Source organism: Kocuria kalidii (genome assembly GCF_044462225.1).
GTDB classification, from domain to species: domain Bacteria; phylum Actinomycetota; class Actinomycetes; order Actinomycetales; family Micrococcaceae; genus Kocuria; species Kocuria kalidii.
Window position 1 is genome coordinate 20070 of record NZ_JBISWJ010000078.1, and the last position, 25925, is coordinate 45994.

General features: G+C 74.4%; 27 protein-coding genes. 15 read left to right on the plus strand and 12 right to left on the minus strand.

Going from position 1 to position 25925, the window contains the following annotated elements:
* Window position 1 precedes the first annotated feature (1 nt).
* The 5 genes from ACH9D3_RS11610 (at window position 2) to ACH9D3_RS11630 (ending at window position 5348) form a co-directional block, all read left to right on the plus strand.
* Complete coding sequence (locus tag ACH9D3_RS11610; RefSeq protein WP_396411035.1) at window positions 2-214, plus strand: hypothetical protein; 213 nt, start codon at window positions 2-4, stop codon at window positions 212-214.
* A 71-nt stretch (window positions 215-285) separates the two neighbouring features.
* Window positions 286-966, plus strand: a complete 681-nt coding sequence (locus ACH9D3_RS11615) for a YqjF family protein (RefSeq protein ID WP_396411096.1) — start codon at window positions 286-288, stop codon at window positions 964-966.
* Between the two features lie 193 nt (window positions 967-1159).
* Window positions 1160-1603, plus strand: coding sequence for a hypothetical protein (locus ACH9D3_RS11620; RefSeq protein ID WP_396411036.1), 444 nt, complete (start codon window positions 1160-1162; stop codon window positions 1601-1603).
* A gap of 308 nt (window positions 1604-1911) precedes the next feature.
* Window positions 1912-2754 carry an FAD:protein FMN transferase gene (locus ACH9D3_RS11625; protein ID WP_396411037.1) on the plus strand — a complete coding sequence of 281 codons (843 nt, stop codon included), beginning with the start codon at window positions 1912-1914 and terminating at the stop codon, window positions 2752-2754.
* Window positions 2755-2849: 95 nt separating this feature from the next.
* Window positions 2850-5348 (plus strand): ABC transporter, encoded by a 2499-nt coding sequence (locus ACH9D3_RS11630; protein WP_396411097.1) that lies wholly within the window; start codon window positions 2850-2852, stop codon window positions 5346-5348.
* A gap of 192 nt (window positions 5349-5540) precedes the next feature.
* Here ACH9D3_RS11630 and ACH9D3_RS11635 read toward each other — a convergent pair whose 3' ends face one another.
* The 3 genes from ACH9D3_RS11635 to ACH9D3_RS11645 all read right to left on the minus strand — a co-directional run bounded on the left by ACH9D3_RS11635 (window position 5541) and on the right by ACH9D3_RS11645 (window position 7156).
* The gene (locus ACH9D3_RS11635; protein WP_396411038.1) at window positions 5541-5750 is read right to left on the minus strand and encodes an Rv0909 family putative TA system antitoxin; all 210 of its coding nucleotides are present in this window, start codon (window positions 5748-5750) and stop codon (window positions 5541-5543) included.
* Window positions 5751-5867: 117 nt separating this feature from the next.
* A complete protein-coding gene (locus ACH9D3_RS11640; protein WP_396411039.1) occupies window positions 5868-6368 on the minus strand; it encodes a deaminase in 501 nt (166 codons plus the stop codon).
* A 38-nt stretch (window positions 6369-6406) separates the two neighbouring features.
* Window positions 6407-7156 carry an FCD domain-containing protein gene (locus ACH9D3_RS11645; protein ID WP_396411098.1) on the minus strand — a complete coding sequence of 250 codons (750 nt, stop codon included), beginning with the start codon at window positions 7154-7156 and terminating at the stop codon, window positions 6407-6409.
* Window positions 7157-7278: 122 nt separating this feature from the next.
* On the opposite strand from ACH9D3_RS11645, the gene ACH9D3_RS11650 reads away from it, so the two are divergent.
* From ACH9D3_RS11650 to ACH9D3_RS11670, 5 genes are all read left to right on the plus strand, one after another.
* On the plus strand, window positions 7279-8658 hold the full coding sequence (locus ACH9D3_RS11650) for a GntP family permease (protein WP_396399450.1): 1380 nt from the start codon (window positions 7279-7281) through the stop codon (window positions 8656-8658).
* A gap of 8 nt (window positions 8659-8666) precedes the next feature.
* The gene (locus ACH9D3_RS11655; RefSeq protein WP_396411040.1) at window positions 8667-9434 is read left to right on the plus strand and encodes an SDR family oxidoreductase; all 768 of its coding nucleotides are present in this window, start codon (window positions 8667-8669) and stop codon (window positions 9432-9434) included.
* A gap of 55 nt (window positions 9435-9489) precedes the next feature.
* The gene (locus tag ACH9D3_RS11660) at window positions 9490-10512 is read left to right on the plus strand and encodes a zinc-binding dehydrogenase (protein ID WP_396399448.1); all 1023 of its coding nucleotides are present in this window, start codon (window positions 9490-9492) and stop codon (window positions 10510-10512) included.
* Window positions 10512-12059 (plus strand): FGGY family carbohydrate kinase, encoded by a 1548-nt coding sequence (locus tag ACH9D3_RS11665; protein WP_396411041.1) that lies wholly within the window; start codon window positions 10512-10514, stop codon window positions 12057-12059. The genes ACH9D3_RS11660 and ACH9D3_RS11665 overlap by 1 nt, the downstream gene beginning before the upstream one ends.
* Window positions 12060-12198: 139 nt before the next feature.
* Window positions 12199-12522: an antitoxin gene (locus ACH9D3_RS11670; RefSeq protein WP_396399446.1), complete on the plus strand. Its 324-nt coding sequence runs from the start codon at window positions 12199-12201 to the stop codon at window positions 12520-12522.
* A gap of 131 nt (window positions 12523-12653) precedes the next feature.
* On the opposite strand, the gene ACH9D3_RS11675 is transcribed toward ACH9D3_RS11670, so the two are convergent.
* The 3 genes from ACH9D3_RS11675 to ACH9D3_RS11685 all read right to left on the minus strand — a co-directional run bounded on the left by ACH9D3_RS11675 (window position 12654) and on the right by ACH9D3_RS11685 (window position 15079).
* Window positions 12654-13490, minus strand: coding sequence for an alpha/beta fold hydrolase (locus tag ACH9D3_RS11675; RefSeq protein WP_396399445.1), 837 nt, complete (start codon window positions 13488-13490; stop codon window positions 12654-12656).
* A gap of 128 nt (window positions 13491-13618) precedes the next feature.
* Window positions 13619-14287: a class F sortase gene (locus ACH9D3_RS11680; protein ID WP_396411042.1), complete on the minus strand. Its 669-nt coding sequence runs from the start codon at window positions 14285-14287 to the stop codon at window positions 13619-13621.
* 21 nt (window positions 14288-14308) lie between these two features.
* Window positions 14309-15079, minus strand: coding sequence for a hypothetical protein (locus ACH9D3_RS11685; protein WP_396411043.1), 771 nt, complete (start codon window positions 15077-15079; stop codon window positions 14309-14311).
* 303 nt (window positions 15080-15382) lie between these two features.
* Between ACH9D3_RS11685 and sigK the strand changes: the two genes are divergently transcribed.
* The 3 genes from sigK (at window position 15383) to ACH9D3_RS11700 (ending at window position 18167) form a co-directional block, all read left to right on the plus strand.
* Window positions 15383-15991, plus strand: a complete 609-nt coding sequence (gene sigK / locus ACH9D3_RS11690; protein ID WP_396399442.1) for an ECF RNA polymerase sigma factor SigK — start codon at window positions 15383-15385, stop codon at window positions 15989-15991.
* Window positions 15988-16794 carry an anti-sigma factor gene (locus ACH9D3_RS11695; RefSeq protein ID WP_396411044.1) on the plus strand — a complete coding sequence of 269 codons (807 nt, stop codon included), beginning with the start codon at window positions 15988-15990 and terminating at the stop codon, window positions 16792-16794. Before sigK ends, ACH9D3_RS11695 begins: the two co-directional genes overlap by 4 nt.
* Window positions 16795-17207: 413 nt before the next feature.
* Window positions 17208-18167: a hypothetical protein gene (locus ACH9D3_RS11700; protein WP_396411045.1), complete on the plus strand. Its 960-nt coding sequence runs from the start codon at window positions 17208-17210 to the stop codon at window positions 18165-18167.
* A 106-nt stretch (window positions 18168-18273) separates the two neighbouring features.
* On the opposite strand, the gene ACH9D3_RS11705 is transcribed toward ACH9D3_RS11700, so the two are convergent.
* Both ACH9D3_RS11705 and ACH9D3_RS11710 read right to left on the minus strand, forming a co-directional pair.
* The gene (locus tag ACH9D3_RS11705; RefSeq protein ID WP_396399439.1) at window positions 18274-18432 is read right to left on the minus strand and encodes a hypothetical protein; all 159 of its coding nucleotides are present in this window, start codon (window positions 18430-18432) and stop codon (window positions 18274-18276) included.
* 84 nt (window positions 18433-18516) lie between these two features.
* Window positions 18517-19155: a hypothetical protein gene (locus ACH9D3_RS11710; protein WP_396411046.1), complete on the minus strand. Its 639-nt coding sequence runs from the start codon at window positions 19153-19155 to the stop codon at window positions 18517-18519.
* A 329-nt stretch (window positions 19156-19484) separates the two neighbouring features.
* On the opposite strand from ACH9D3_RS11710, the gene ACH9D3_RS11715 reads away from it, so the two are divergent.
* Window positions 19485-20621, plus strand: coding sequence for a Gfo/Idh/MocA family protein (locus tag ACH9D3_RS11715; RefSeq protein ID WP_396399437.1), 1137 nt, complete (start codon window positions 19485-19487; stop codon window positions 20619-20621).
* Between the two features lie 221 nt (window positions 20622-20842).
* Entirely contained in the window at window positions 20843-21205 is a 363-nt protein-coding gene (locus ACH9D3_RS11720) for a YciI family protein (protein WP_396411047.1), read from the plus strand.
* A 96-nt stretch (window positions 21206-21301) separates the two neighbouring features.
* On the opposite strand, the gene ACH9D3_RS11725 is transcribed toward ACH9D3_RS11720, so the two are convergent.
* The 4 genes from ACH9D3_RS11725 to uxaC form a co-directional block, all read right to left on the minus strand.
* Window positions 21302-21850: a gluconokinase, GntK/IdnK-type gene (locus ACH9D3_RS11725; protein ID WP_396411048.1), complete on the minus strand. Its 549-nt coding sequence runs from the start codon at window positions 21848-21850 to the stop codon at window positions 21302-21304.
* Window positions 21847-23076 (minus strand): D-mannonate dehydratase ManD, encoded by a 1230-nt coding sequence (gene manD, locus ACH9D3_RS11730; protein ID WP_396411049.1) that lies wholly within the window; start codon window positions 23074-23076, stop codon window positions 21847-21849. Before manD ends, ACH9D3_RS11725 begins: the two co-directional genes overlap by 4 nt.
* Window positions 23077-23145: 69 nt before the next feature.
* Complete coding sequence (locus ACH9D3_RS11735; protein WP_396411050.1) at window positions 23146-24522, minus strand: mannitol dehydrogenase family protein; 1377 nt, start codon at window positions 24520-24522, stop codon at window positions 23146-23148.
* Window positions 24519-25925, minus strand: coding sequence for a glucuronate isomerase (gene uxaC, locus ACH9D3_RS11740; RefSeq protein ID WP_396411051.1), 1407 nt, complete (start codon window positions 25923-25925; stop codon window positions 24519-24521). The genes ACH9D3_RS11735 and uxaC overlap by 4 nt, the downstream gene beginning before the upstream one ends.

The following is a 25925-nucleotide window of genomic DNA, read 5'->3' on the forward strand; positions in this document are numbered from 1 at the left end:
CATGGCGGCAGCAGCGGGCGAGAACTGGTGGCGCAGGACGCTGGCGATCGGCCTCCTGTCCTTCGGCGCCCTGGGACTCGTGGGGTGCGACGACACGGGGGCCGGCGGTGCGGACGCGCCGGCCGGCGACGAGGCCACCGACGCCATCGAGGACGAGGCCACCCCGGACGGCGAGGGCCCCCGGGAGGGTGAGATCCCGGCCGAGCAGAACTGAGGAGCCGGAGGGCGGGAGCTGACGTGACCGGCCCGTGGCCGGCGGCGCCGGAGCTGCCCCGCCCCGTGCTGATGGACCAGCGCTGGGAGGACGCCGTCTTCCTGCACTGGCGGATCCCCCCGTCCGCGGCGTCGGCGCGCCTGCCCCCGGGGGTGCGGCCCGACGTGGTCGACGGGTCCGCCTGGGTGGGCCTCGTGGGCTTCCGGATGCACCGGCTCCGCCTCGGCGCCGCGGTGCCCCTGCCCCGACTCGGGACCTTCCCCGAGATCAACGTGCGCCTGTACTCGCGCGAGGAGGACGGCACGCGCGGCGTGGTGTTCCTGTCCCTCGACGCCCCCTGGCTCGCCGTGGTCCTCGGTGCCCGGGCCGCGGGACTGCCCTACGTGTGGTCGCGGTGCCGCGCGCGGGTGACCGACGCCCCGGAGCCCGACTACGGCTACGACGTCCGACGGCGCCGCGGCGGGGCCGCCTCCTCCTTCGCCGTGCGCCCGGACCGCGCGGCCCTGGCCCGGGACGATCTGTCGCTGGAGCTCACCGCCCGGTTCGGCCTGCACAGCCGGTTCGCCGGCCGCACGGTGCACGTCCCCGTCTCGCACGAGCCCTGGCCGCTGCACCCCGCCACGACGACGCACCTCGAGGACGGGCTGCTGGCCGCGGCGGGCCTCGACGTGGACGGTCCGCCCGAGTCGGCGCTGTTCTCGCCCGGCGTCCGGACCCGGATCGGACGGCCCCGGACCCTGCGCGCCTCCTGATCCGCCGGGACGGCCGTGGCCGTGGCCGAATCGTGTCCGTCATCTTCGCTCCACGTGGCCGACCTCCCCTGACCTGGGATTACGTTGGTGACGTCGGACCCGACACGGGGCTCGAGGGGCGTTCGGGGAACGCGCCGCGAGCCGGCACCAGTCGCGAAGCGGTCTCCGCTTCTCCACCGGATGGGACAGAACCATGAGAAGAACCACCAGAGCAGTCGCCGCCGCCGCCTTCGCCGGGGGGGTCGGCCTCGTCGCCGCGGCACCGGCCCAGGCCGTCGTGGAGCTCTACGACATCAGCGACGCCACACGGGTCGCCGAGGGAGCCGCCATCACGGGGACGTACACCGTGACCTGCACCGAGGGGACCGACGTCTTCGTCTCGCTCAGCGTCACCCAGCGGGTCTCCGAGGGCCGGATCGCCAACGGCAGCTCCTTCGAGCAGTGGACGTGCGAGGGCGGCGAGGTCACGCTCGACTACGAGATCGTGGCCTTCACCATGGCCTTCGACGAGGGCCCGGCCGTCGTCTCCGGTTTCCTCCAGGAGTGCCCCACGCCGGAGCAGTTCTGCGGCCCCGGCACCCAGCTGCCCCTGCAGGTCATCGAGATCAGCGACGAGGACCCGTACCTCGCCGAGTAGGACGGAACCGGACGGCCCCGTCCCCGCGCCGCCGCGGGGGCGGGGCCGTCCGCCCGCCGGTCCCCTGGCCCGGGAGATCTGCCCGAAAGTCCAGTGACCCGGGACACGCCCAGATCTATAGTCAGAAGCATCGACCGTACACACCTCCCCCCACGCCCCCCGCAGCGGCTCGACGACCGCACCGTCCCCGTCCTCCGCGAGGAGACCCTCACGCGGCGACCGGCGCGGGTCGACGTCGTGAGCGGCGCCGACCGCGCCGTGCAGGGCTACCGCACGGCCTGCCGGGAGCTCCTGGGGCGGGCCGGGCTGTGAGCGCCCCCGTCGTCGAGCTCCGCCGCCCCGAGGGCCGGTCGCGCCGCCACCGCGAGCTGATCTGGGGCACCTCCGTGACCGTCGACGTCCGCGCCGGCGAGGAGGGCCTGCCGCCCGGGCCCGCCGTCCAGCACGCCCTCGACACGGCCGTGGCCAACATGCGGTGGGTCGACGCCGTCTTCTCCGCCTACCGCCCCGACTCCCTCGTGACGGCCCTCCGGACGGGCCTGCTCGACGAGCGCCGGCTCACCCGGTGGGACGCCGCGCAGGGAGCCGTGCTCGACGTGCTGCAGCGCTGCCGGGAGGGGCTGCTGCTGACCGACGGCTGCTTCGACCCCTGGGCCGTGCGCGGCGGCTTCGACCCCTCCGGCTACGTCACGGCGTGGGCCGCGGAACGGATCGCCGACGACCTCGTCCGCGCCGGGTGCGCGAACGTCTGCGTCGACGCCGGCGGGGACGTCGTGACCCGCGGGCTCGCCGGGCCGGGCGAGCCGTGGGAGGTCGGGATCCGCCACCCCGACGACGCCGGCGCCGTCACGTGGACCGTGCTGCCCGGCAACGGCGCGGTGTCGACCTCGGGCACCTACGAGCGCCCGGCGCACATCGTGGATCCGCGCACGGGCCGGCCCGCCAGGGGTGCCCGGTCCGCGACGGTGGTCGGCCCGGACGCACGGCTGGCCGGGGTGCTCGCCACGGCGCTCGTGGTCGCCGGCCGGGACGGTGCCCGCTGGTTCACCGGCCTGGACGAGTGGTCGGCCCACGTGGTGGATCCCGCCCCCGCGGACACGGCGTGGTCGATCGGCCGGGAGCGGCACCGGAACGACCGGATCCTGGGCTGACCACGGGGGCGGCCACGGCGGTCGCTAGGGTGGAGGCGGTGAGCACCCTTTCCGGCACCGCCCCGGCCCCCGCACCCGACGTCCCCCGCACCGGCATGGTCCGGGTCCGGGGAGCCTCCGAGAACAACCTGCGCCACGTGGACGTGGACGTCCCCCGGGACGCGATCGTCGCCTTCACCGGTGTCTCCGGCTCCGGGAAGTCCTCCCTGGCCTTCGGCACGATCTACGCCGAGGCCCAGCGGCGGTACCTGGAGTCCGTGGCGCCCTACGCGCGGCGCCTGATCCAGCAGGGGCACAACCCGGCGGTCGAGGAGATCACCGGGCTGCCCCCGGCCGTGGCCCTCCAGCAGCGCCGCGGCACGCCGAGCTCGCGCTCCACGGTGGGGACCCTCACCACGCTGTCCAACTCGATGCGCATGCTCTTCTCCCGGGCGGGCACCTACCCGGGGACCGCCGCGGGGAGCCTGGACTCGGACGCCTTCTCGCCCAACACCGCCGCCGGCGCGTGCCGGGAGTGCTCGGGCCTGGGCACCGTGCACGACGTCACCGAGTCCTCCCTGGTCCCGGACCCGGCGCTCAGCGTCCGGGACGGCGCGATCGCCGCGTGGCCGGGCGCGTGGCAGGGCAAGAACCTGCGCGACATCCTGACCCACCTGGGGCACGACGTCGACGTCCCCTGGCAGGAGCTGCCCCGGGCGGACCGCGACTGGATCCTGTTCACGGAGGACCAGCCGGTCGTGGAGATCACCCCGCAGCGGGACCGCGTGGCGAAGCCGTACAAGGGGCGGTTCTGGAGCGCCAGGAGCTACGTCCTGCACACCCTGGCGGACTCCGCGAGCCAGCAGATGCGCGAGCGCGTCCTGCGGTACGTGGTCACGGGGCCCTGCCCCGTGTGCGCCGGCAGCGGGCTGCGCTCCGAGGCGCTGGCCGTGACGTTCGCGGGCCGGAGCATCGCCGAGCTCAACGGGGCGTCCCTGGGCGAGCTGGCCGAGGTGGTCCGGCCCACGGCCGCCCTGGTGCACGCCGGCACCGCCTCCCGGGCCGTGTCCTCGGGGGAGCGCAGCGAAGCCGCCGTGACCATCGCGAAGGACCTGCTCGGACGGCTGCAGGTGCTCCTGGACCTGGGACTCGGCTACCTGAGCCTGGACCGGTCCACGCCCACGCTCTCCCCCGGGGAGATGCAGCGGCTGCGGATCGCCACCCAGCTGCGCTCCGGGCTCTTCGGCGTGGTCTACGTGCTCGACGAGCCCTCGGCGGGCCTGCACCCGGCCGACGCCGAGCCGCTGCTGGCGGTGCTCGAGGAGCTGAAGGCCTCCGGGAACTCGGTCTTCGTGGTGGAGCACGACATGGCCGTGGTGCGGCGCTCCGACTGGGTCGTGGACGTGGGCCCCCAGGCCGGGGACCGCGGCGGCGCGGTCCTCTACAGCGGACCCGTCCCCGGCCTGGCCGAGGTCACGGAGTCCGCCACCCGCCCGTTCCTGTTCCCGGACAGTTCCCCGGACGGTGTCCGGGACGGGTCCCCGGACGGCACGGCGACGGCGCGGACGCCCCGTCCGGTCGAGCGGTGGCTGCGGCTGCGCGGGGTCACGCGGCACAACCTGGTGGACCGCGACGCGGAGATCCCCCTGGGGGTGCTCACCGCGGTCACCGGGGTCTCCGGCTCGGGCAAGTCCACGCTGGTCAGCCAGGTCCTGGCCGAGACGGTCGGCCGGCACGTGCACGGCGGGGCGGAGCCGGGACCCGCCGACGCCGAGGAGGCCGCCGCCCCCGTCACCGGGGCGCGGCCGGACGCGGTCGAGGGCCTGGAGCACCTGGACCGGCTGATCCGCGTGGACCAGCGGCCCATCGGCCGCACCCCGCGCTCCAACCTGGCGACCTACACGGGCCTGTTCGACGCGGTCCGCAAGCTCTACGCCGCCACCGACGAGGCGCGGGCCCGCGGCTACGGGGCCGGGCGCTTCTCCTTCAACGTGACCGGCGGACGGTGCGAGACGTGCCAGGGCGAGGGCTTCCTGGCCGTCGAGCTGCTGTTCCTGCCCGGCACCTACGGCCCCTGCCCCGACTGCCACGGCGCGCGCTACAACCCCGAGACGCTGGAGGTGACCCACCGGGGCCGGAGCATCGCGGACGTCCTGGGCATGCGCGTGGAGACCGCCGCGGAGTTCCTCGCGGACGTGCCGGCCGCCGCGCGCAGCCTGCGCACCCTGCTCGACGTGGGGCTCGGCTACCTCCGGCTCGGCCAGCCGGCCACCGAGCTCTCCGGCGGCGAGGCCCAGCGGATCAAGCTGGCCACCGAGCTGCAGCGGGCCCGCCGCGGCCACACCCTGTACCTCCTGGACGAGCCCACCACCGGGCTGCACCCCCAGGACGTGCAGCTGCTGCTGCGCCAGCTGAACCGTCTGGTGGACGCCGGCAACACGGTGGTGGTCGTGGAGCACGCCATGGACGTGGTGGCGTCGTCGGACTGGGTGATCGACATGGGCCCGTCCGGCGGCGAGGCCGGCGGGCGGATCGTGTGCGCCGGGACGCCGGCGGACGTGGCCGGGTGCTCCCGGAGCCGGACGGCGCCCTACCTGGCCGACGCCCTCGCCTGACCCTCTCCCGTCCGTCCCGCGCCCGTCCGCGCGGAGGGAGCGGGCGTCGATGTCGCGGGCGCCGGCCACCGGGTGCGGTGCCCGCGCCGTCGGCCGCGACCTCGCCGGGCGGGTGCCCCGGAACGGGTCAGCCCCCGCGCGCCGGACGGCGGGCGGGGGCTGCGGTCGGCCGGTGCCTCCGGCCGGTGCGGATCAGCTCTGCTGCTGGTCCTTCTGCTCCTGCGCGTCGGTGCCGAGGTAGTCCCCGGCCTTCTCCTGGCCGGTGTCGACCTGGCTCTCGTACTTGTTCCCGGTGCGCTCGTCGACGGCGTCGCCGCCCCGGTCGATGCCCTGCTCCACCTTGTCCGGGTGCTGGTCCGCGAAGTTCTTCGCCTTGTCCCCGAGTCCTCCCATGTCCACCATGATCGTTCCTCTCGTCGAGCGGTTCCGGCGGGCTCGGCCCACCGGGGGTGCTCCTCCATCCTGGTCCCCGGACGGGGGACCTGGCCACCCCCGGGACCGTCCGCGTGCTCGCGCGGCTCAGCCGCGGGACCCGGCCTGCCGCGTCCGGTGCAGCCGGCGGTGCAGATCCCGCACCGCCGGGACCAGCTCGGGGCACGGCCCGTCCACGGGCAGCCCCGGGGCCACCTGGGAGATCGGCAGCGCCGCGACGGGCGCGGGTGCGGCGCCGAGCTCGTCCAGCCACCGGCTCAGCTGCGCCGAGGAGGAGGCGTGCACGATGCGGCCCAGCCCCACCCAGGCGTGCGCGGCCGCGCACATGGGGCAGTGCTCGCCCGAGGTGTAGACCGTCGCCGCCGAGCGCTCCTCCGGGAGCAGGTGGGCGGCCGCCCAGCGGGCGATCTCGAACTCGGGGTGCCGGGTGGCGTCACCGCCGGCCACCCGGTTGCGGTCCTCGAACAGGACCTCCCCGCGGGCCGAGACGAGCACCGAGCCGAACGGCTCGTCCCCGGCGTCGAGGGCCTCGCGGGCCAGCTCCACGCAGCGTCGCAGGTGTCCGCGGTCGGTCTCCGAGATGCCCATGGTGCCACCCTACGGGCGGGGGAGGCCTGCCCGGCGGATCAGTCCGTCCCCCCGGTCCCGTCGACCGCGTCGTCGACCGCGTCGACGACCTCGTCGAGCACCTCGGCGACCACGGCGCGCGCCCGGTCCTCGGCCGTGGCCGCGTCACCGGAGGCGACGGCGGCGGCCGTGGCCTCGTGGTCCGCGAGCGCCGCGGGGGCCGGCTCGCGGGGCATGAGCCCGAGCGCGGTGCGACCGGAGAGCACCTCGGCCACCACGTCCTGCAGCGCGGCGAGCATCGTGTTGCCGCTCGCCTCCAGCAGCAGCGCGTGGTAGCCGGTGTCCACCTCGAGGTACTCCGGGTCCGTGCCGTGGCCGGCCTCGCCGAGCTCCCGCAGCCGGGCGGCGAGGTCCACGAGGCGCCGCCGGGTGGGCTCGTCGGCCCGGACCGCGGCCAGGCGGGCGGCCGCGGGCTCGATCGCGGCGCGCAGCTCCGTGAGGTCCCGCAGCTGGTCGTCCCGCCCCGGGCCGCCCAGCCGCCACCGGATCAGCCGGGGGTCGAAGGGGTTCCAGTCGCGGGGCGGGCGGACGGTGACGCCCACACGCCGCCGGGACTCCACCATCCCCATGGACTCGAGGACGCGCACCACCTCGCGCACGAGCGTGCGGGAGACCCCGAACTCCTCCTCCAGGGCCGCGAGCGTCAGGACGGTGCCCGGCGTCCGCGCGCCCGCGGCGATGCTCCCGCCGAGCCGGTCCAGCACCCCGCTGTGCTGCTCCACCCCGTGCATGAACGCTCCGTCCGTCATGTGGCGCACGAACGCGCCTCCGTGTTGCCAAAAGTATGATCTTTCTGCCAGCCTAGCGTGTGTCGTGGATCACGACGAGACCCATGGCCTGCCCGCAGGCACGAGAGCATCGGAGACGCCCAGTGGAAGACTGGACACAGACCCTCGGAACCACGCCGCTGCTGCTGATCGCAGTGGGAGCGATCGCACTGATCCTGATCCTGGTGATCAAGTTCAAGCTGCACGCCTTCTTGACCCTGATCCTCGTGGCGCTGCTGACGGCGTTCGCCACCGGCATCCCGCCGGGCCTGATCCTCGACACCGCGGTCGGGGCCTTCGGCAGCACCCTCGGCGCGGTGGCCCTGCTCATCGGCCTGGGTGCCATGCTCGGCAAGCTCGTGGAGCACAGCGGTGGCGCGAAGGCGCTGGCCGACAAGCTGGTGGAGATCTTCGGCGAGAAGCGGGCGCCCTTCGGGCTCGGCATCGCCTCCCTGATCATGGGCTTCCCGATCTTCTTCGACGCCGGCCTGGTGGTCATGCTGCCGATCATCTTCGCGGTCGCCCGCCGGGTGAGCGGCAACAACGTGCTCCTCTACGGCATCCCCGCCGCCGGTGCGTTCTCGGTCATGCACGTCTTCGTGCCGCCGCACCCCGGTCCCGTGGCCGCCACCGAGCTCTACGGCGCCGACCTCGGCGTGGTCCTGCTCATCGGCCTGCTGCTGGCCTTCCCGCTCTGGTACGTCTCGGCGTACCTGTGGGGCAAGCGCGTGGGCAGCAAGTACGTCCTGCCCGTGCCCGCGCTCTTCGGCGACGTCGACGAGGACCAGCCCGTCAACCCGCCCCGGGTCTCCACGATCGTCGCCCTGCTGCTGCTGCCGCTCCTGCTCATCTTCATGAACACCGGCCTGGACTTCCTGCGCGCGGCCGGCACGGTCTCCGAGGAGGCCCCCTGGTTCCCCGTGCTCTCAGCGGTCGGGGCGTCCCCGGTCGCCCTGCTGATCTCGGTGCTCGTGGCCCTGTTCGTCCTCGGCACCCGCCGTGGTGAGCACGGCACGGCCCTCGAGAAGGTCATCGACTCCTCGCTGGGCCCGGTCGCCTCGGTCATCCTGATCACCGGTGCCGGCGGCATGTTCGGCGGCATCCTGCGCGCCTCCGGCATCGGTGACGCCCTGGAGTCCTCGCTGGACGGCATCGGCCTGCCCGTGATCTTCGCGGCCTACCTCATCGCCGTGGTGCTCCGCCTCGCCCAGGGGTCGGCCACCGTCGCCCTCGTCACCGCCGCCGGCCTGATGGCCCCGGCCGTGGCCGCCGGCAACTTCAACTCGGTGGAGGTCGCGGCCGTCGTGCTGGCCACCGCCGCCGGCTCGGTCTTCGCCGGCCACGTCAACGACTCCGGGTTCTGGCTCGTGGGCCGGCTCATGGGCATGGACGTCAAGACCACGCTGAAGACGTGGACCGTCCAGCAGGCCCTCGAGTCCGTCGTCGGCTTCGCCATCGTCCTCGTCATCTTCTACATCGCCTGAGGCTCCCCGTGCACAACATCTTCGACATCACCGGCCGGCTCGCCCTCGTCACCGGGTCCTCCCGGGGGCTGGGGCGGACCCTGGCCACGGGCCTCGCCGAGGCGGGCGCCCGCGTGGTCCTGCACGGGCGCGACGGTGACGCCCTCGCCCGGGTGCGCGACGAGATCACCCGGAGCACGGGCACGGCCCCGGCCACGGCGGCCTTCGACCTCACCGACGCCGAGGCGGTCCGGACGGGGGTCGAGGCGGTGGTGGCCGAGCACGGCGTCCCGGACATCCTGGTGAACAACGCCGGGATCCAGCGCCGGGCCCCCTTCGCCGAGTTCGCGGCCCAGGACTGGGAGGACATCGTCGCGGCGAACCTCTCGAGCGTGTTCCACGTGTCCCGGGCCGTGGTGCCCGGGATGCAGGAGCGCGGGTCCGGCAAGGTCGTCAACATCGCCTCCGTCCAGTCCGTGCTCGCCCGGCAGACCATCGCCCCGTACTCGGCCACCAAGGGCGGGGTGGCCATGCTCACCAAGGGGATGGCCGCGGACCTCGCCCGGCACAACATCCAGGTCAACGCGATCTCCCCCGGCTACTTCGCCACCGAGATGAACCAGGCACTCATCGAGGACGAGGCGTTCAACTCCTGGGTGGTCGAGCGGACCCCGGCCCGGCGCTGGGGCCGGGTCGACGAGCTCGTGGGCACGCTGGTCTACCTGTGCTCGGACGCCTCGAGCTTCGTCTCGGGGCACAACGTCCTGGTCGACGGCGGCATGACCTCCGTGCTCTGACCCGGGCCGCCAGCACCGCCCCCGGACCGTCCAGGAAGTACCAGGAGGAGAACTCATGAAGGCCATCGTGATCCACGGCAAGGACGACCTGCGGGTCGAGGAGGTGCCCACCCCGGAGCCCGCCGAGGGGCAGGTCCGGCTCCGGATCGCCTACGGCGGGGTGTGCGGGTCCGACCTGCACTACTGGGCCGAGGGCGCCAACGGCGAGTACGTGGTCCGGGAGCCCCTCGTGCCCGGCCACGAGGTCTCCGGCACCGTGGACCTCGACCCGGCCGGGGAGCTCCCGCCGGGCACCCCGGTGACGGTCCACCCGGCCACCTTCGGCATCCCCGAGCCCGGGATCGAGGACCGGCGCCACCTGTGGCCCGGCGGGGCCTACCTCGGCAGCGCCTCCACCCGGCCGCACACCCAGGGCGGGATGAGCGAGTACCTGCTGGTCCGCCGGGACATGGTCCGGGTGCTCCCGGCGGACCTCCCGCTGCGCCGGGCCGCGCTGGCCGAGCCGCTGGCGGTGGCGCTGCACGGACTGGCCGTGGCGGGGGGCGTGGGCGGCCGGCGCGTGCTCGTCTCCGGCTCCGGGCCCATCGGCCTGCTCGCCGCCGCGGCGGCCCTGGCCCGGGGTGCGGCGGAGGTCGTGGCCACCGACGTCCTCGAGGGCCCGCTGGACCGGGCGCGCCGGCTCGGCGTGCACGGCACCGTCCGGGTCGGGGTCGACCAGGTGCCGGCCGGGGCGTTCGACGTGGTGCTGGAGTGCTCCGGCGTGCCGGCGGCCGTGAGCCCCGCCCTGGTGGGGGCCCGTCGCGGCGGCGTGGTGGTCCAGCTGGGGATGGTGCCGGACGCGGCCCGGCCAGTGAACCTCGCCCCGCTGGTCTCCAAGGAGCTCCAGCTGCGCGGGTCCTTCCGGTTCGACGACGAGATCGACGAGGCGGTCGAGCTGCTCGCCGAGCGCCCCGGGATCGAGGACGTGGTCACGCACGTGTTCCCCGCCGACCGGGCGGTGGAGGCCTTCGCCGCGGCCCGGGACTCCGCGGCCTCCGGGAAGGTCCTCGTGTCCCTGGGCGCCGAGGACCCCCGCTGATGCCGGGGCCGGACGCGGACGGTGCGCCGGATCCCGTGGTGGTGGGCGTCGACATCGGCACCACGAGCACCAAGGCCGTGGCCTTCGCCGTGGGCGGTGAGCAGCTCGCCTCCTCCTCGGCCGGCTACCCGCTGGAGGAGCCGCACCCCGGCCACGCCGTGCAGGACCCCCTGCTGATCCTGCAGGCCGTGCTGGACACGGTCCGCGCCGTGGTCGAGGAGGTCGGGGCGGAGCGCGTGGCCGGCCTGTCCTTCAGCGCCGCGATGCACAGCCTGCTCGGGCTCTCGCCCGAGGGGGAGCCCCTCACCCCGCTCGTCACCTGGGCCGACACCCGGTCAAGCGTCCAGGCGGAGCGGCTGCGGGTGAGCACGGGCGGGCTCGCGCTGCACCGGCGCACCGGCACCCCGGTGCACCCGATGTCGCCGCTGACCAAGCTCGTGTGGTTCCACGACCAGGAGCCGAAGCTGTGCGAGCGCGTCGCCTTCTGGGCCGGCATCAAGGAGTTCGTGCTGCTGCGGCTGTGCAACGCGCTCGTGGTGGACCACTCGGTGGCCTCCGCCACCGGGCTCATGGACATCCACGAGCTGTCCTGGGACGGCGAGGCGCTCGCCCACGCCGGGATCCTCCCCGAGCAGCTGCCGGAGCTCGTGCCCACCACCCACGTCCTGCCCGGGCTGACGGACGAGGGCGCCCGGGACACCGGGCTGCCCGCCGGAACGCCCGTCGTGGTGGGGGCCAGCGACGGGCCGCTCGCCAACCTCGGGCTGGGCGCCGTCCGGCCCGGGGTCGCGGCGTGCTCGATCGGCACGAGCGGCGCGCTGCGCGTCGTCGTCGACCGTCCCGTGGTGGACCCGCTGGGACGGGTGTTCTGCTACGCCCTGACCCCGGGGCGCTGGGTGGTCGGCGGGGCGATCAACAACGGCGGCGTGGTCCTGGGCTGGGCGGGCGACGCCATCGCCCCGGACCTCGGGGAGGAGCCCGAGGAGGAGCTGCTCGCGCTCGCCGCGAGCGTCCCGGCCGGGTCCGGCGGGCTGCTCATGCTGCCCTACCTGCTGAGCGAGCGCGCCCCGCACTGGAGCTCGCTGCCCAAGGGCGCCTACGTGGGGCTGACCCGCGCCCACCGCCGCGAGCACCTGGTGCGCGCCGCCCTGGAGGGGGTGTGCCAGCAGCTGGGACTGGTCCTGCAGTCGATGCGCTCGGCGGGTCTGGCGGTCGAGCAGATCCGGGCGACCGGGGGATTCGCCCGGAGCCCGCTGTGGCGGCAGATGCTCACCGACGTCCTGGGGACGGACATCTCCTTCGCCTCGGGGCACGAGGGCTCCGGCTTCGGCGCCGCGCTGCTCGGGATGCAGGCGCTGGGACTGATCGAGTCGATCGACGTGGCCTCCGAGCTGGTGGAGGTGGAGTCCACCCTGCGCCCGGACACCGCCGACGCGGCGGTCTATGCGTCCCTGCAACCGGTGTTCGAGCAGCTCTACGAGGCGCTCGTGCCCACGTTCGCGTCCCTGCGCCGGCTGGCGCCCTCCCTGCCGCTCGAGCGCGACTGACCGTCCGGCGCCCACCGGGCGGTCACGGACCGGCTTACCGGGGCCCGGCCCTGGCCAGCCGGCGGACAGCTCCGCATGATGGACTGGTGGCAGCACCGCCGCGGGTCCGCGGGGGTGACCTCTCTCGGAAGGAGACGTGATGGTGAACTTCAAGGGGCTCACGGCCAAGGCCAAGCAGCTCGCCCAGCGCAACCCGGACAAGGTCGACAAGGCCCTCGACCGGGCCGGCAGCTTCGTGGACAAGCGCACCGGGCGCAAGTACGAGCGCCACGTGAGCACGGTCCAGCAGAAGGCACGGCAGTTCCTCGGCGGCGACCGGACCGGTGGGGACCGGACCGGTGGCGACCGGACCACGGGAGAGCACCCGGGCGGCCGGCCGGACCAGCCGGGAGGACCGGGCGTGCAGGACCGTCCCGGTGACGTGCCGGGCACCGAGGGCCCGGACCGGGGCCCGCGCCACTGAGCGGCCTCCACGGCGCCGCCCGGTCCTCGCCGGGCGGCCGGGACCGGACGGGTCCGCCTGCCGCGCTCGGCGGGCGGACCCGTTCCGCTGCGGCCGCCGGACGCCCGGGTCCCTCGCCGCGGGCGAGCGGGTCACCCGCCGAGGAAGTCCAGCAGCGCCTCGTTGACCTCGGCCCCGTGGGTCCAGAGCAGCCCGTGCGGGGCACCCTCGATCTCGACGTACTGCGCCTGCGGAAGGGCCTTGTGGAACTCCCGGCCCGTGGCGTCGATGGGCAGGATGTTGTCGGCGGTGCCGTGCACGATGAGGGCCGGGACGTCGATCTTCGGGATGTCGGCCCGGAAGTCCGTCAGCCAGGTGGGCTGGGCGGCCACCGACGCCACGGCCCCGGAACGGCTGGCGACGTTCCAGCTGACGTCCACGACCTCCTGGCTCAGCCGGTCCGTGCCCAGGAACGTGTCCGTGTTGTAGAAGTTGCCGAAGAACTCGGTGAAGAAGGCGTAGCGGTCGGCGGTCACGGCGGCGGCCAGTCCGTCGAAGACCTCCTGCGGCACTCCCGCGGGGTTGTCCTCGGTCTGCAGCAGGTAGGGCTCCAGCGAGCCCAGGAAGACCGCCTTGGCCACCCGGGAGGACCCGTAGGTGCCGAGGTAGCGCCCCACTTCCCCCGTCCCCATCGAGAATCCCACCAGGACGGCGTCGTCCAGGTCGAGGGTGCGCAGGACCGCGTCGAGGTCCGCGGCGAACGTGTCGTAGTCGTAGCCGGTCGTGGGCCGGCTGGAACGGCCGAACCCGCGGCGGTCGTAGGTGATGACGCGGTAGCCGGCCCCGAGCAGGGCGGTGGTCTGCTTCTCCCAGGACGAGCCGTCCAGGGGGTACCCGTGGATGAGGACAACGGGCTGACCGCTGCCGTGGTCCTCGTAGTACAGCTCGATGTCGGTGCTGTTCTCGGTGCCGACGGTGATGTGACCCATGAAGATTCTTCCTCTCGCTGGTGCGACGGATGGCGGGAAACGGTTGTTCCCTGCCGGCAAGCCTAGGGAACGGGCGTCTCCCGCGACATGGGCCCGGGGCACGGATTCCACGGTCCCCGCAGCGGCCCTCAGGAGACCAGGCTGGCGTAGACCACGTAGTTGTCGTCGAACTCCCCGGTGTCCGGGTCGTACCCGTCGCAGGTGATCAGCCGCAGCTCGGAACCCTCCGTGTTGCCGTAGACCTCGAGCGTGGGGAACTCGTCCTTGCCGTACTGCTCCCCGCGGTCGACGGCGAACACGGCCGTGGTCCCGTCCGCGCGGTCCACCTCGATCGTGTCCCCGGCCCCGAGGCGGCGCAGGTCGGCGAAGACGCCCGGCCCGCCGCCGGTGGCGTTGACGTGGCCCAGCAGCACCGCCGGGCCGCGCTCGCCCGGCGTCGGGGAGCCGGTGTACCAGCTCGCCGGGGCGCCCGGGTGCTCGGGCGGGACCTCGAGCGAGCCGTCCTCGCGCAGCCCCAGGTGCAGCAGCTCCGACCGGGTCCCGGTGGCCGGAACGGACAGGGAGACCGGCTCCGACGCGCCCAGGACCGCGGGAGCGTCCGCCGGGACGGCGGCCGGTGCGGTCGGAGGTGCGGGTGCCGCCGTGCTCGGGGCGGCGTCCGAGGACGCGGCGGGCGTGCCGCCCGGAGCCGCCGGGGCACCGGCGCCGGGTCCGGCGGCGCAGCCGGTGGCGAGCAGGACGGCGGTCGCCGCGGCGGCCCGCAGGCCTCCGCGGCGACCGGTGGTCGATCCCGTCATGGCAGGAACCGTCCCGCGGGATCAGGCCCGGGCAGCGCGCCGGCGCAGGGCCCAGGCGCCGCCGGCGACGGCGGCCAGGATCCCGCCGCCGAGGGCCACGGCCTCGGTGCTGGAGCCGGTCTCCTGGGCCACGCCGGTGTCGGCGCCGCCCTCGGGCATGGCGCCCATCTGGGAGGCGGTCAGCGTGCCGCACGCCGCCGGCAGGGTCGCGGCCAGGGGCAGCTCCTCGTTCAGCGAGCTCATCTTCTCGGCGGCGGCGGCCGGCATCTTGGCCGGGTCCACGCCGTGGACGACCACGACCGCAGTGCCGTTCTGCAGGGACTCGGCGGTCGCCGCGTCCAGCTCGAAGGTCCGCTCGTAGGTGTAGGAGCTGCCGCCGGGGAAGCGCTCCACGGCCAGGGCCGACTCGGCGCTGGTGTCGCCCTCGGTCGTGAGGGACGCGCCGATCATGCCGTAGAACGGGTGGCCCTCGGGGGTGGACACCACGCCGTCGCCGTCCGTGTCCGCGCCGGCGGGCGGGCACACGCCCTGGGCGCCGATGTGGATGTGCTGGGCGTGGGGGAACGGGCCGTCCATGAACGTCTCGGCCGCGCCGGAGACGTTCATGCTGACGGTCGCCTCGGTGCCGTGGACGTCGACCATGACGTCACCGGTGGTGCCGCTGCTGTTCAGGGTGTTCAGCGCGGCCTGGGCGGACCACGAGTCGTGCTCGTGGGCGGAGGCGGGGACCGCCGCCATGGTGAGCGCGCCGAGGGCCAGGGTGGGGACTGCGAGGAGCGTGGTCTTGCGCATGGGTTTCTCTCCTGTGTCGTACCGGGGATCGTACCGGGGGTCGTGCTGGTGCGCACTGTCGGAGTGTGCACGGTCAGTTCGGCGCGGGACGTCCCCCGGACGGGTGCCGGACGAAAAAAATCTTCGGGGCCCCGGACGGGGGAGCCGACCCGTCCGGTGCCGGTCCCGCGACGAACAGGAGCCATGGAGACAGCGCGTGTGTCGATGGCATTGCATCGAATTGGTGTGGCAGGGTGCAGAACGACACCGCTCTCGTTCGAGTCCCGGGCGAGGTGCTGCTCTCCGAGTGAACAGCGAGATCGTGTGAGCCAAGGACCCGCCGGCCGGAGCCGCGGAACCAGGAACCCGGCGCCGGCGCCGGGGCGGGCCGAGGAGCAGTCCGAGCTGCTGCGCCGCAGCGCCGGCGGTGACGAGGACGCCTTCGCCCGGCTGTACGACGCGACGTCGTCGACGGTGCACGGGCTCGTGCTGCGGCTGGTCCGCTCCCCGGAGCTGGCCGCCGAGGTGGTCCAGGAGGTCTACCTGATGGCCTGGCAGCAGTCGGAGCGCTTCGACCCCGGACGCGGTACGGTGCTGGCGTGGTTGTGCACCATGGCCCACCGCCGCGCCGTGGACCGGATCCGGCAGAGTCAGCGGGAGCGGGACCGGGACCAGCAGTACGAGGTCCGCCAGGTGCAGACGCCGGCCGACTCGACGTGGGGTGCGGTGGAGCAGTCCCTGGAGTCCGCGGAGGTCCGCGCGGAGCTCGGGGCGCTCAGCGCGCTCCAGCGGGAGGCCGTCTGCCTGGTGTACTACCGCGGGTACAGTCACCGGCAGGTCGCGGAGCACCTGGCGGTCCCGCTGGGCACGGCGAAGGCGAGGATCCGCGACGGGCTCAACAACCTGAGATCAGCACTGGGGGTGCAGCCGTGAAGGACGATCCGGGGAACGACCGGACCGACGACATCCACGACGACATCCATGAGGATGTCCACGACGACGCGGCACTCTACGCCGTGGACGCCCTCGAACCCGGCGAGCGCGCCGCATTCGAGCTCCATCTGCGGGGCTGCGCGGCGTGCCGGGCGGAGGTGGCCGCGTTCGGTGCGGTCGGAGCGCGCCTGGCCTCCGCCGTCGCCGTGCCGCCGCCGCCGGAGCTGCGGGCGGACGTCCTCGAGGCCGTGCGCGGGGCCCGGCGGTCGGAGCAGCAGGAGACGCCGGCCGGGACCCCGACCGGCACCCCGGCCGCGGCCACCGTGGTGCCCCTGGCGGATCGGCGCCGCTCCCGGCGCCGGTGGCTGGTCGCCGCCGCGGCCGCTGCCCTGCTGCCCGCCGCCGCCCTGGGGGGCTGGGCCGCCGGCACGCAGGCCGAGCAGCGGGAGCAGCAGCTCCTCGCCCAGCAGCAGGAGCGGCAGAACCGACTGCTCGGCGCGCCCGACGTCACGACCCGCCAGCTCGAGGTGGACGGGAGTCCTGCCACCCTGGTGCTCTCGGCGCAGGAGGATGCCGCCCTGTTCGTCGCCTCCGACCTCACGCGACCGGGGGAGGGGCGGGAGTACCAGCTGTGGCTCGTGCAGGACGAGACCGCGGTGCCGGACGTCCGTTTCGGCGGGGGGCAGGTGCAGGTCTGGCTGGACGGCGACGTCGACCGCGCCGAGGCCGTGGCCATGACGGTCGAGCCCGCCGGCGGCTCCGCGACGCCCACGCTGCCCGTGCTGGCCGCCGCGGAGATCTGAGGGCGGGCGCCCTCCGCGGCGACCGCGCCGGCAGCTCCCGGAGCGCCCGTCCTGAGGTCCCGCACGACCGGCCGGCGGGAAGGCGCCGCACCTCGGTGCGGTGACCGCTGTCCCGGGTGCCGGTCCGCGGCCGACCGCCCGCCGGACGGGTCGCACCGCCCGGCACGTCCGGCAGACGGCCGACGGTGCGCGCCCCGGACGCAGCGTCCGGGGCCCCGGCGCCACCGATGTGCTCCGCGGAGGCGGCGACATGCAGGCCGCAACCACGCATTCGGCCTCGGACGTGGAAGAGTTGGACCGTGCACCGGCGGCCGAGGGGCCCCGGGCACGAGGACGGGCGGTTCCCCCGCTTCCCGTCCACCGGCCGTCCCCCAGCGGCCGCTGTCCGCGCTCCCATCCCCCCAGGAGTCCCCATGCCGAACGACCACCGCCGCCCGGGCCCGCACGAGCACGCCGACGTGCCGCCGCGCGCCGCGGGGCACTCGATCGTCTTCGACTCGCCGGCCGACCTGGCCGCCTACACCCGCCACGACCGCCTGTCCCGCAGCGGGCCGCTGCTGCTCGCCCGTCGCGCCGGGTACCACCCCGACGGGTCGTGGCCCTGCTCGGCGCTCGAGTCCGCCCAGAACGTCCTCGCCACCCGGGCGCGCACGATGATCGAGATCGAGCTGCGCACCACGGTCGACGGCCGGTGCGTGGTGCTGCACGAGGCCGTCATGGGGCACGGGAGCACCGGGGCCGGGCCGGTGAGCGACCAGTCGGCCGACTACGTGCTCAGCCAGCGCCTCGTGGACAACTACGGCGAGGTCACCCGGTTCCCGGTCCGGGAGGCCGCCGACTTCCTCGACTGGGCGGTGACGGCCGGCGCGGTGCTGTGGCTCGACGTCAAGAACGTGTCGCCGCAGCACGTCGTCGAGCTCGTCCGCACGCACCGCGCCGAGAGCCAGGTGGTCGTCGGCGTCAACGGCCTGACCGAGCTGACCGCCTACCGCCGGATCGCCCCGGACCTCGTCTACTTCGTCCCGACCCACCCGGACGGCCTGCCCACGGTCGACGACGTCCGCCGGGAGGTGCCCGACATCGAGCGGGTGGTCGGGTTCGCCGGCCACTACGTCCCGGACATGGAGGAGAGCCTGCGGATGCTGGGCTGGAACGTGCCGATGCGGCTCGAGCTGCACCGCTACGACGAGAACCTGCCCACCGACGCCCTGGACGTGCACTACTACCGCCGCGCGGTCGAGGCCGGCTTCGGCATCCTCTCCACGAGCCACTACCGGGAGGTGTCCGACCTCCTCGGCCTGGCCGGGTGGGCGCCGAAGCGCGTCGACGGGGCGCCGCACCGGTCGGGCGGGAGCGCGCACCGCCGCAGCTGAGCCGGACCCGGCGTCGCGGAGGCCGGCCGCCGGGTCCCGGGCGGGCGCCCCCACGACGACGCCGGGCACCCCGGGGTCGGGGTGCCCGGCGTGCTCGTGCGGACGGTCAGTCGTCGCCCGGGGCGTCCTCGGGCGCGTCGCCCTCGGCCTGGGAGGGCTTGTTGTCGTCGGGGTCGACGGCCGACACCACGTGCTGGTCCTCGGGGACGTCCCCCTCGGCCTGGGTCGGCTTGTTCTCGGCGGGGTCCGGGGTGGTCTCGCTCATGGCGTTCCTTCTTCCTCAGCAGGGTGACGGTCCGGTGCCACGCTACGCCTGCGCTCGGAGCGGCGACAAGGCGGCAGGCACCCCCTACGCCGCGCGGCCGGCGACGACCGCGGCGTAGAGCTGCGCGGGGATCAGCCCGGTCCGGTGGGCGCGCTCGACCGCGGCGAAGCCCTCCTCGGTCTCCTCGTACGGGAAGTGGATGAGGTCGGCCGCGAGCTCCCAGTGGTCGATCATGCCGCCGGCCCAGAGCTGGCAGATCTGCCAGGGGGTGTCCGCCGAGAAGCTGGGGACGTCGGGCAGGACGTACTCGCCGACCGGGACCCGCCACGCCTCGAGGCGGTCCAGGTCCGCGGCGAGCTCCTCGAGGGTGTCGTAGTGGCCCGCCCGGTCCGGGTCCACGGTCCCGCCGGGACTGGCGAGCTCGACGTCGTAGCCGCCCTCGGCCGCGGCGAACACGGAGGTGGGTCCGGGCTCCCCGCCGACGCCGGCGTCGAGGGGCAGCTGCGACGGCAGCCACTCCCAGCCGTCCCCGAGCTGGTCCATCTCCAGGTCCCGGTAGGCCACCCAGCCGCGGGCGACGAGCAGCTCCTGGGCGTCGTCGTCCCACGTCCCCTGCGCAGCGCCGTCGACGTCGACGACGGGGTTGCCGGCCGCGGCGTGGAACTCCCGCCGCTGCTGCTTCTTCTTGGCGGCGGCCTTCTTGCGGGGCTTGCTCTTGGGCACGGATCCTCCTGACGGGCGGGGACGGTCGGGTCAGCGGTCCCCCGGACCTCCCATGATCGCGCATGCGCGGCGGTTCAGGGGCGCCGGGTCCGGTCGCCGGGCTGCCGCACGACGGCCAGCAGGTCCGGGGCGGCGCCGCGCACGGGCCGGGCGTGACCGGCGCCGGTCCCCGCCCACCGGGGCGTCGGCCCCGCCGGTCCCACGGGAGTGCTGGCCCCGCGCCCAGGGTCGGGCGACCGGCCCCCAGTGCTGGGCCGCTGCCCCGCCCGCGGCTAGTCTGGCCGGGACCCTGCCGACCGCCCCGGCCACCCCGACCGAAGGATGCCCCCATGACGTCACCCCGGACCACCCCCTCGCCGACCGGCCCCGTGCGCTACGCGGTGGTCGGACTCGGGCAGATCTCCCAGCAGGCGTTCCTGCCCGCCATGGCCCGGGCCGGCAGGTCCGTGCTGGCCGCCCTGGTCACCGGCACCCCGGACAAGGCCCGGGAGCTCGCCGCCGAGCACGGCGTGCCCGCGTACTCCTACGAGGACTACCCGGCGCTGCTGGCCTCCGGCGACGTGGACGCCGTCTACGTGGCCACGCCGGTGTTCCGGCACCGCGAGTTCGCCGAGCCGGCGCTGGAGGCGGGCATCCACGTCCTGGTGGAGAAGCCGATGGAGACGTCCGTCGAGGACTGCCGGGCGATGGTCGAGGCCGCCGAGCGCGGCGGGGCCCGCCTGATGGTCGCGTACCGGCTGCACCACGAGCCGGGCACCCTCGAGCTGCTCACCCAGGTCCGGGACGAGGGGCTCGTGGGGGACCCGCGGCTGTTCACCGCCGTCTTCACCCAGGACATCGACGAGGCCAACCACCGCGGGCACTCCGGGTTCTGGGGCGGGCCCATCCCGGACATGGGCAGCTACCCCCTCAACGCGGTGCGCAACCTGTTCGCAGCCGAGCCCCTGGAGGTCCACGCGATGGGCGTGCGGACCCCGGGGCGCGGGTTCAACTTCGACGACACCGTGGCGGTGACGCTGCGCTTCCCCGGGCAGCGGCTGGCGCAGTTCAGCATCAGCTACGCGGGCGAGGCCACCGAGCAGTTCACGGTGGTGGGCACCGGCGGCGTGGTCGCGGCGCAGCCGTGCTTCGGCTTCGGCCCCGAGGTGGGGATCGGCTGGACCGTGACCCGGGACGGGCGGACCGAGACCCGCACCCACGACCCGGTGGAGCAGTTCGCGGGCCAGACCGAGTACTTCTCGGACTGCATCCTCGACGGCACCGCCCCCGAGGCCGGCGGCGAGGAGGGGCTGCTGGACGTCCGGGTGCACGAGGCGGTGCTCGCGTCCCTGGAGACCGGCCGGCCCGTGCGCCTGGAGCCCGCGGACCGCGCGGTGCGCCCGTCCGCGGACCAGGTGCGGGCCCTGCCGCCCGTGGCGGAGCCCGACGACGACGAGCTCGTGGCCCAGGTCCCGCAGAACGGCTGAGCCCCGGCGGGGCGGGTGGTCCGGGAGCGGCCGCTCCCGGCGCCCGAGGCGGAGCCCGTGCCCGTCCGGTGCGGGCACGAGCTCCGGACCGGGGATCTTCCGCGGCACGGGAGCGATCGCCGGGCGGGACGGTCGGGTCGTGGAGGTCCGGGTCTGTTTCGGCGGACCGCCGCGACCGTAGACTCCGAGGACCATCCGACGCCCAGGGAGGCTCGCCCACCATGAAGCACTACCTGCTCAGCATCGAACAGCCCGACGGCGGACCGGCGGCCCCGGAGATCCTCGAACCGGTCATGCGCGACGTCGCCGCCTTCAACGAGGAGCTCAGGGCGGCCGGGGCGTGGGTCTTCGCCGGGGGCCTGGACCGGGCGGAGGCGTCCGTCGTCGTGCGCTTCCACGGCGACGACGTGGTGACCACGGACGGCCCCTACGAGCGCGAGGACGAGCACGCCGGGGGGATCTGCATCGTGGCCGCGCCGGACTACGACGCCGCCATCGAGTGGGGGCGGAAGCTGGCGCAGGCGACCACCCTGCCCGTGGAGGTGCGGGAGTTCCAGGGCGAGCCGCAGGAGCACCTGGCGTAGGACCCTGCCGGCTCCTCCTCGACCCGGGGGCAGGAGCTGTTCATGCCGGTTGCCTGCCGGCCCTCGGGGCGTTCCACGCGATGGTACGGCTCCCCTTCAGCGGGAGCGTGCAGCGGCCTTCTCCCGGAGCGCGTCGAGGGCTTCGGCGACCACGTCCTCGACCGGCCGGCCGATGTCGAGAGCGCGGCCGGGCTCGTCCGGACCCAGCGGCTCGAGGGCTTCGAGCTGGGAGGTCAGCAGCGACGCGGGCATGAAGTGCTCGCTGCGCCCCTCGAGCCGTGCGGTCAGCACGTCGGGTGTCCCGTGCAGGTGCAGAAACACCATCCGGGGCGCCGCGCGGCGGATGCGGTCCCGGTAGCTTCGTCTGAGCGCGGAACAGGCGAGGACCAGCCCGGTCCCGTCCCGGTCCGCGTCGCGCAGCCTCTCGCCGACGCTGTCCAGCCACGGCCGGCGGTCGGCCTCCTCCAGGGGCGTGCCGGCAGCCATCTTCCGGACGTTGGCCAGCGGGTGCAGGCTGTCGGCGTCGAGGAACGGCATCCCCGCCTCGTGGGCCACCAGGGCGCCGATGGTCGTCTTGCCGGACCCGGAGACGCCCATGACCACCACGAGCGGGGCGCCGGCCCGGGCGCCGTCCTGAGCGCTCACCAGTCGTGGACGGTGCCGTCGGCCAGCCGGTTGTACGGCAGGTAGGCGTTGGCGTAGTCGTACTTGGCGGCCTCGTCCTCGTCGATCTCCACGCCCAGGCCGGGGGTGTCGCCGGGGTGCAGCAGCCCGTTCTGGAAGGTCATGTCCTGCCGGAACACGGTGTTGGTCCGCTCGGAGTGCGGCATGTACTCCTGGAGACCGAAGTTGTGGATCGCCATACCCACGTGCATCTGCGCGGCCAGGCCCACCGGGGAGACGTCGGTGGGTCCGTGGAAACCGGACTTGATCTGGTACATCGCGGCGAGGTCCATGACCTTCTTCAGCGGCGAGATGCCGCCGAAGTGGGTGGAGGCACACCGGACGTAGTCGATGAGCTGCTCCTGGATGAGGTCCTTGATGTCCCACACGGTGTTGAACACCTCGCCGATGGCCAGGGGGGTGGTGGTGTGCCGGCGGACCAGGCGCAGGGCCTCCTGGTTCTCGGCCGGGGTGCAGTCCTCGAGCCAGAACAGGTCGTAGGGCTCGAGGGACTTGCCGAGCTGGGCGGCCTGGAGCGGCGTCATCCGGTGGTGGCCGTCGTGCAGGAGCATCATCTCGGGGCCGAACTCGTTGCGCACGCCCTCGAAGACGGTGGGGATGTGGCGCATGTAGGCGCGGGTGTCCCAGTCCTCCTCGGCCGGCAGGGCCGAGCGCTGGGCCGGCTCGTAGTCGTAGCGCTCGCCGGAGGCCTGCGGCTGGGAGGCCACGCCGTACAGGGCGGTGATGCCTGGCACCGAGGACTGCACGCGGATGGCGGTGTATCCGTGCTCTTGCTCGGAGCGGATCGAGTCGAAGATCTCCTCGAGATCCCGGCCCGAGGCGTGCCCGTAGGTGGCCAGACCGCGGCGGGAGGCCCCACCGAGCAGCTGGTAGACGGGCAGTCCGGCGACCTTGCCCTTGATGTCCCACAGGGCCATGTCCACCGCGGCGATGGCGGCCATGGTGACCGGGCCGCGGCGCCAGTAGCCGGAGCGGTAGAGGAACTGCCAGGTGTCCTCGATGTTCGCCGGATCCCGGCCGATCAGCAGCGGCACGAGGTGGTCCGAGAGGTACGTGGCGACGGCCAGCTCACGGCCGTTGAGCGTGGCGTCCCCGATGCCGGTGATTCCCTCGTCGGTCGTGATCTTCAGGGTCACGAAGTTGCGGGTGGGGCTGGTGACGATGACCTTCGCCTCGGTGATCTTCATGGTGTTCCTTTCGTGGGGAGGGTGGTGAGTGGCTCCGGGTCGGCCGGCCACGGGTGCTGTGGGCGCAGGTCAGTGGGGCGCGGCGGCGAGCTCGGCGGCGAGCCGGCTGACACGGGCGACGACGTCGTCCTGAGCGGCGAGCTCCGGATCCAGGAGGTCCAGGAGCGCACGGACGCGGTCCGGGGCGGCGTTGGCGGCCAGGACCTGCTCGGCGGCGGTGTCCTGCACCTCCGTCCGCCCGTCGAGGAAGGCGGTCCAGGCGGCGATCATCCGGGCGGCGGCCTCGCCGTCCCGGCCCGCGGTCCGTTCGGCGGTGAGCACCGGCACGGCGCGCATCTGCAATTTGGCGGAGCCGTCGATCCCGATCTGAGCCAGGTGGTGGGCGATCCGCGGATTGGTGAAGCGCTCGAGCAGAGCCGTCCGATAACCGGGCAGATCCAGGCCCGGTGCGGTGAGGTGGGCGCACGCCTCGTCCCAGAACTCCTCGATCCAGCTCCGGCAGGCCGGGTCGGCGAGGGCCTCCGCCACGGTGGCGTGCCCGCGCAGCTGCCCGGCGTAGGCCAGCAGGGAGTGGGCGCCGTTGAGCAGCCACAGTTTCCGGTTCTCGAACGGCTCGATCTCGTCGACGAACACCGCCCCGGCGCGCTCCCAGTCGGGTCGCCCGGCCGGGAAGTCCCCGGAGAGCACCCAGCTGCGGAACGGCTCCGTGACCACGGGGGAGCGGTCGGCCCGGCCCGTCTCGCGGGCCACGGTTCCGCTCAGCTCCTCCTCGGCGCGCGGGGTGATCCGGTCGACCGAGGTGGACACGAAGGACACGTGCTCCTCGACCCAGCGGCCCAGCCCGGGGTCCACGGCGGCCGCCAGGCCCTGCACGGCGTGGCGGGCGGCGGTGCCGTTGGCGGCGAGGTTGTCGCACGGCACCACGGCGATCGGCCCTGCACCGGCGCGACGGCGCGCGACGAGGCCGGCGACGAGCCGGCCCGCCATCGTGGCCGGGGCACCGGAACCGGTGCGCAGCCGCTCCAGCTCGGCGGCGACCGCGGGCACGGACGGGTCGAAGGACAGTCCCGGGCCCAGATGGTAGGCGGCCTCGGTGACCGTGATGGTCACGGCGGCGGTGCCGGGGGCGGCGAGCAGCTCGCGGAGCCGATCGACGTCGTCGGCGGGGCGGGCTTCGGCGACCGAGCCGATCACCTCGTAGCGGTCGCCGTCGCCGGCCCGCTCCACGAGCGTGTAGAGCCCGTCCTGCGACTCCAGCAGCTCGGCCACCGCGGGGCTGCGCCCGGTGAAGGCGGCGTAGCCCCACTGCGGGTCGGCGGGGTCCGCCTCCGCGTGCTGGGTGTACCAGGCCTGGTGGGCGCGGAAGAAGGCGCCCAGACCCAGGTGGACGAGGCGCACCGGGGGCCTGGGCAGGTTCAGGTCGGCGCGGTTCAGGGGGGTGCTCACAGCTTGAAGGCCCTTCGGGGTGCGGTGTCGACGACGTCGACGATGATCTCGGCGGCCCGTTCCGCCGAGATCCGGTGCTCAGCCACGAGCCGGGCGAGGAAGGATGCCTCGGTCCGGCGGGAGGCGTCGTGGCGGGCGGGGATGGAGCAGAACGCGCGGGTGTCGTCGATGAACCCGGAGGACCGGGAGAAGCCCGCGGTGCCTGTGACGGCGGAGCGGAAGCGGAGCATGGCGTCGGGCTCGTCGATGAACCACCACGGCGCGCCCACGTACACCGAGGGGTAGAAGCCGGCCAGCGGGGCGATCTCGCGGGAGAAGACGGTCTCGTCGATGGTGAAGAGCACGAGGTGGAAGTTCTCGGCCGTGCCGAAGTCCGCGAGCAGCGGCTGCAGGGCCCGGGTGTACTCCATGGCGAACGGGATGTCGTGGCCGGTGTCGGCGCCGTGCCGGGCGAACGTCTCCGGGGAGTGGTTGCGGTGGACGCCCGGGTGCAGCGTCATGACGAGCCCGTCGTCGACGGCCATCCGGGCGAACTGGTAGGTCATGTTCGCCTCGAACGCCTCGGCCTCCGCCGGGGTGGCCTCCCCGCGCAGGCCCTTCTCGAACAGGCGTCCGGCCTCGCCGGCGTCCATCCGTAGCGTCCGGGCGGTGAGCGTGCCGTGGTCGGTGGACACCGCACCGTGGGCGAGGAAGTGTGCGCGCCGGTTCTGCAGGGCGCGCAGGTACCCCTCGTAGCCGCCCACCCCGTCCCCGGCGGTGTCGACCAGCCGCCGTGCCTTTTCGGCGAAGCCGGCCCCGGAGAACTTCACGTAGGCGTCGGGGCGGAAGGTCGGCAGCACCCGCCCGGCGAACGTCTCGTCCGCGGCCAGGCGGGCGTGCGCGGCGAGGTCGTCCAGCGGGTCGTCGGTGGTGGCCATGACCTCGAGGCCGAAGCGCTCGAACAGCGCCCGCGGCCGGAACTCCGGCTGCTCGACGAGAGCCTGGAGCCGGTCGTAGAGCTCGTCCGCGTGCTCCTCGCCGATCAGGGCGTCGTCGATGCCGAACACGTCGACGAACTCCGAGCGCAGCCAGTACCCCGAGGCCGTGCCGTCGAAAAGGTCCCAGTGGCGGCAGAAGAGCCGCCAGGCCTCCCGCGGATCCGCGGGGGATCCGCCCACGCCGAGGTCGGCCAGGGCCACGCCGTTGGCGTGCAGCAGACGGGTGACGTAGTGGTCGGGGCTGATCAGCATCCCGGTGGGATCCGGGAAGGGCGTGTCCTCGGCGAGGATCCGCGCGTCCACGTGGCCGTGCGGGGAGACGATCGGGAGGTCCTCGACCAGGGCGAGGAGGCCCCGGGCGATGGACCGGGTGCCCGGGTCCGCCGGCAGGAGGCGGTCGGGATGGGCTGCTATCGACGCTGACAT

Bases quoted from the DNA above. Each gene is read 5' to 3' on its own strand.
- ACH9D3_RS11610 (WP_396411035.1), top strand. From the start codon at position 2: ATGGCGGCAGCAGCGGGCGAGAACTGGTGGCGCAGGACGCTGGCGATC.
- ACH9D3_RS11685 (WP_396411043.1), bottom strand. From the start codon at position 15,079: ATGCGCAAGACCACGCTCCTCGCAGTCCCCACCCTGGCCCTCGGCGCG.
- ACH9D3_RS11720 (WP_396411047.1), top strand. From the start codon at position 20,843: ATGAAGCACTACCTGCTCAGCATCGAACAGCCCGACGGCGGACCGGCG.
- ACH9D3_RS11645 (WP_396411098.1), bottom strand. From the start codon at position 7,156: ATGACGGACGGAGCGTTCATGCACGGGGTGGAGCAGCACAGCGGGGTG.
- ACH9D3_RS11640 (WP_396411039.1), bottom strand. From the start codon at position 6,368: ATGGGCATCTCGGAGACCGACCGCGGACACCTGCGACGCTGCGTGGAG.
- ACH9D3_RS11680 (WP_396411042.1), bottom strand. From the start codon at position 14,287: ATGACGGGATCGACCACCGGTCGCCGCGGAGGCCTGCGGGCCGCCGCG.
- uxaC (WP_396411051.1), bottom strand. From the start codon at position 25,925: ATGTCAGCGTCGATAGCAGCCCATCCCGACCGCCTCCTGCCGGCGGAC.
- ACH9D3_RS11715 (WP_396399437.1), top strand. From the start codon at position 19,485: ATGACGTCACCCCGGACCACCCCCTCGCCGACCGGCCCCGTGCGCTAC.
- ACH9D3_RS11705 (WP_396399439.1), bottom strand. From the start codon at position 18,432: ATGAGCGAGACCACCCCGGACCCCGCCGAGAACAAGCCGACCCAGGCC.
- ACH9D3_RS11615 (WP_396411096.1), top strand. From the start codon at position 286: ATGGACCAGCGCTGGGAGGACGCCGTCTTCCTGCACTGGCGGATCCCC.
- ACH9D3_RS11700 (WP_396411045.1), top strand. From the start codon at position 17,208: ATGCCGAACGACCACCGCCGCCCGGGCCCGCACGAGCACGCCGACGTG.
- ACH9D3_RS11670 (WP_396399446.1), top strand. From the start codon at position 12,199: ATGGTGAACTTCAAGGGGCTCACGGCCAAGGCCAAGCAGCTCGCCCAG.
- ACH9D3_RS11630 (WP_396411097.1), top strand. From the start codon at position 2,850: ATGGTCCGGGTCCGGGGAGCCTCCGAGAACAACCTGCGCCACGTGGAC.
- ACH9D3_RS11660 (WP_396399448.1), top strand. From the start codon at position 9,490: ATGAAGGCCATCGTGATCCACGGCAAGGACGACCTGCGGGTCGAGGAG.
- manD (WP_396411049.1), bottom strand. From the start codon at position 23,076: ATGAAGATCACCGAGGCGAAGGTCATCGTCACCAGCCCCACCCGCAAC.
- ACH9D3_RS11665 (WP_396411041.1), top strand. From the start codon at position 10,512: ATGCCGGGGCCGGACGCGGACGGTGCGCCGGATCCCGTGGTGGTGGGC.
- ACH9D3_RS11620 (WP_396411036.1), top strand. From the start codon at position 1,160: ATGAGAAGAACCACCAGAGCAGTCGCCGCCGCCGCCTTCGCCGGGGGG.
- ACH9D3_RS11635 (WP_396411038.1), bottom strand. From the start codon at position 5,750: ATGGTGGACATGGGAGGACTCGGGGACAAGGCGAAGAACTTCGCGGAC.
- ACH9D3_RS11675 (WP_396399445.1), bottom strand. From the start codon at position 13,490: ATGGGTCACATCACCGTCGGCACCGAGAACAGCACCGACATCGAGCTG.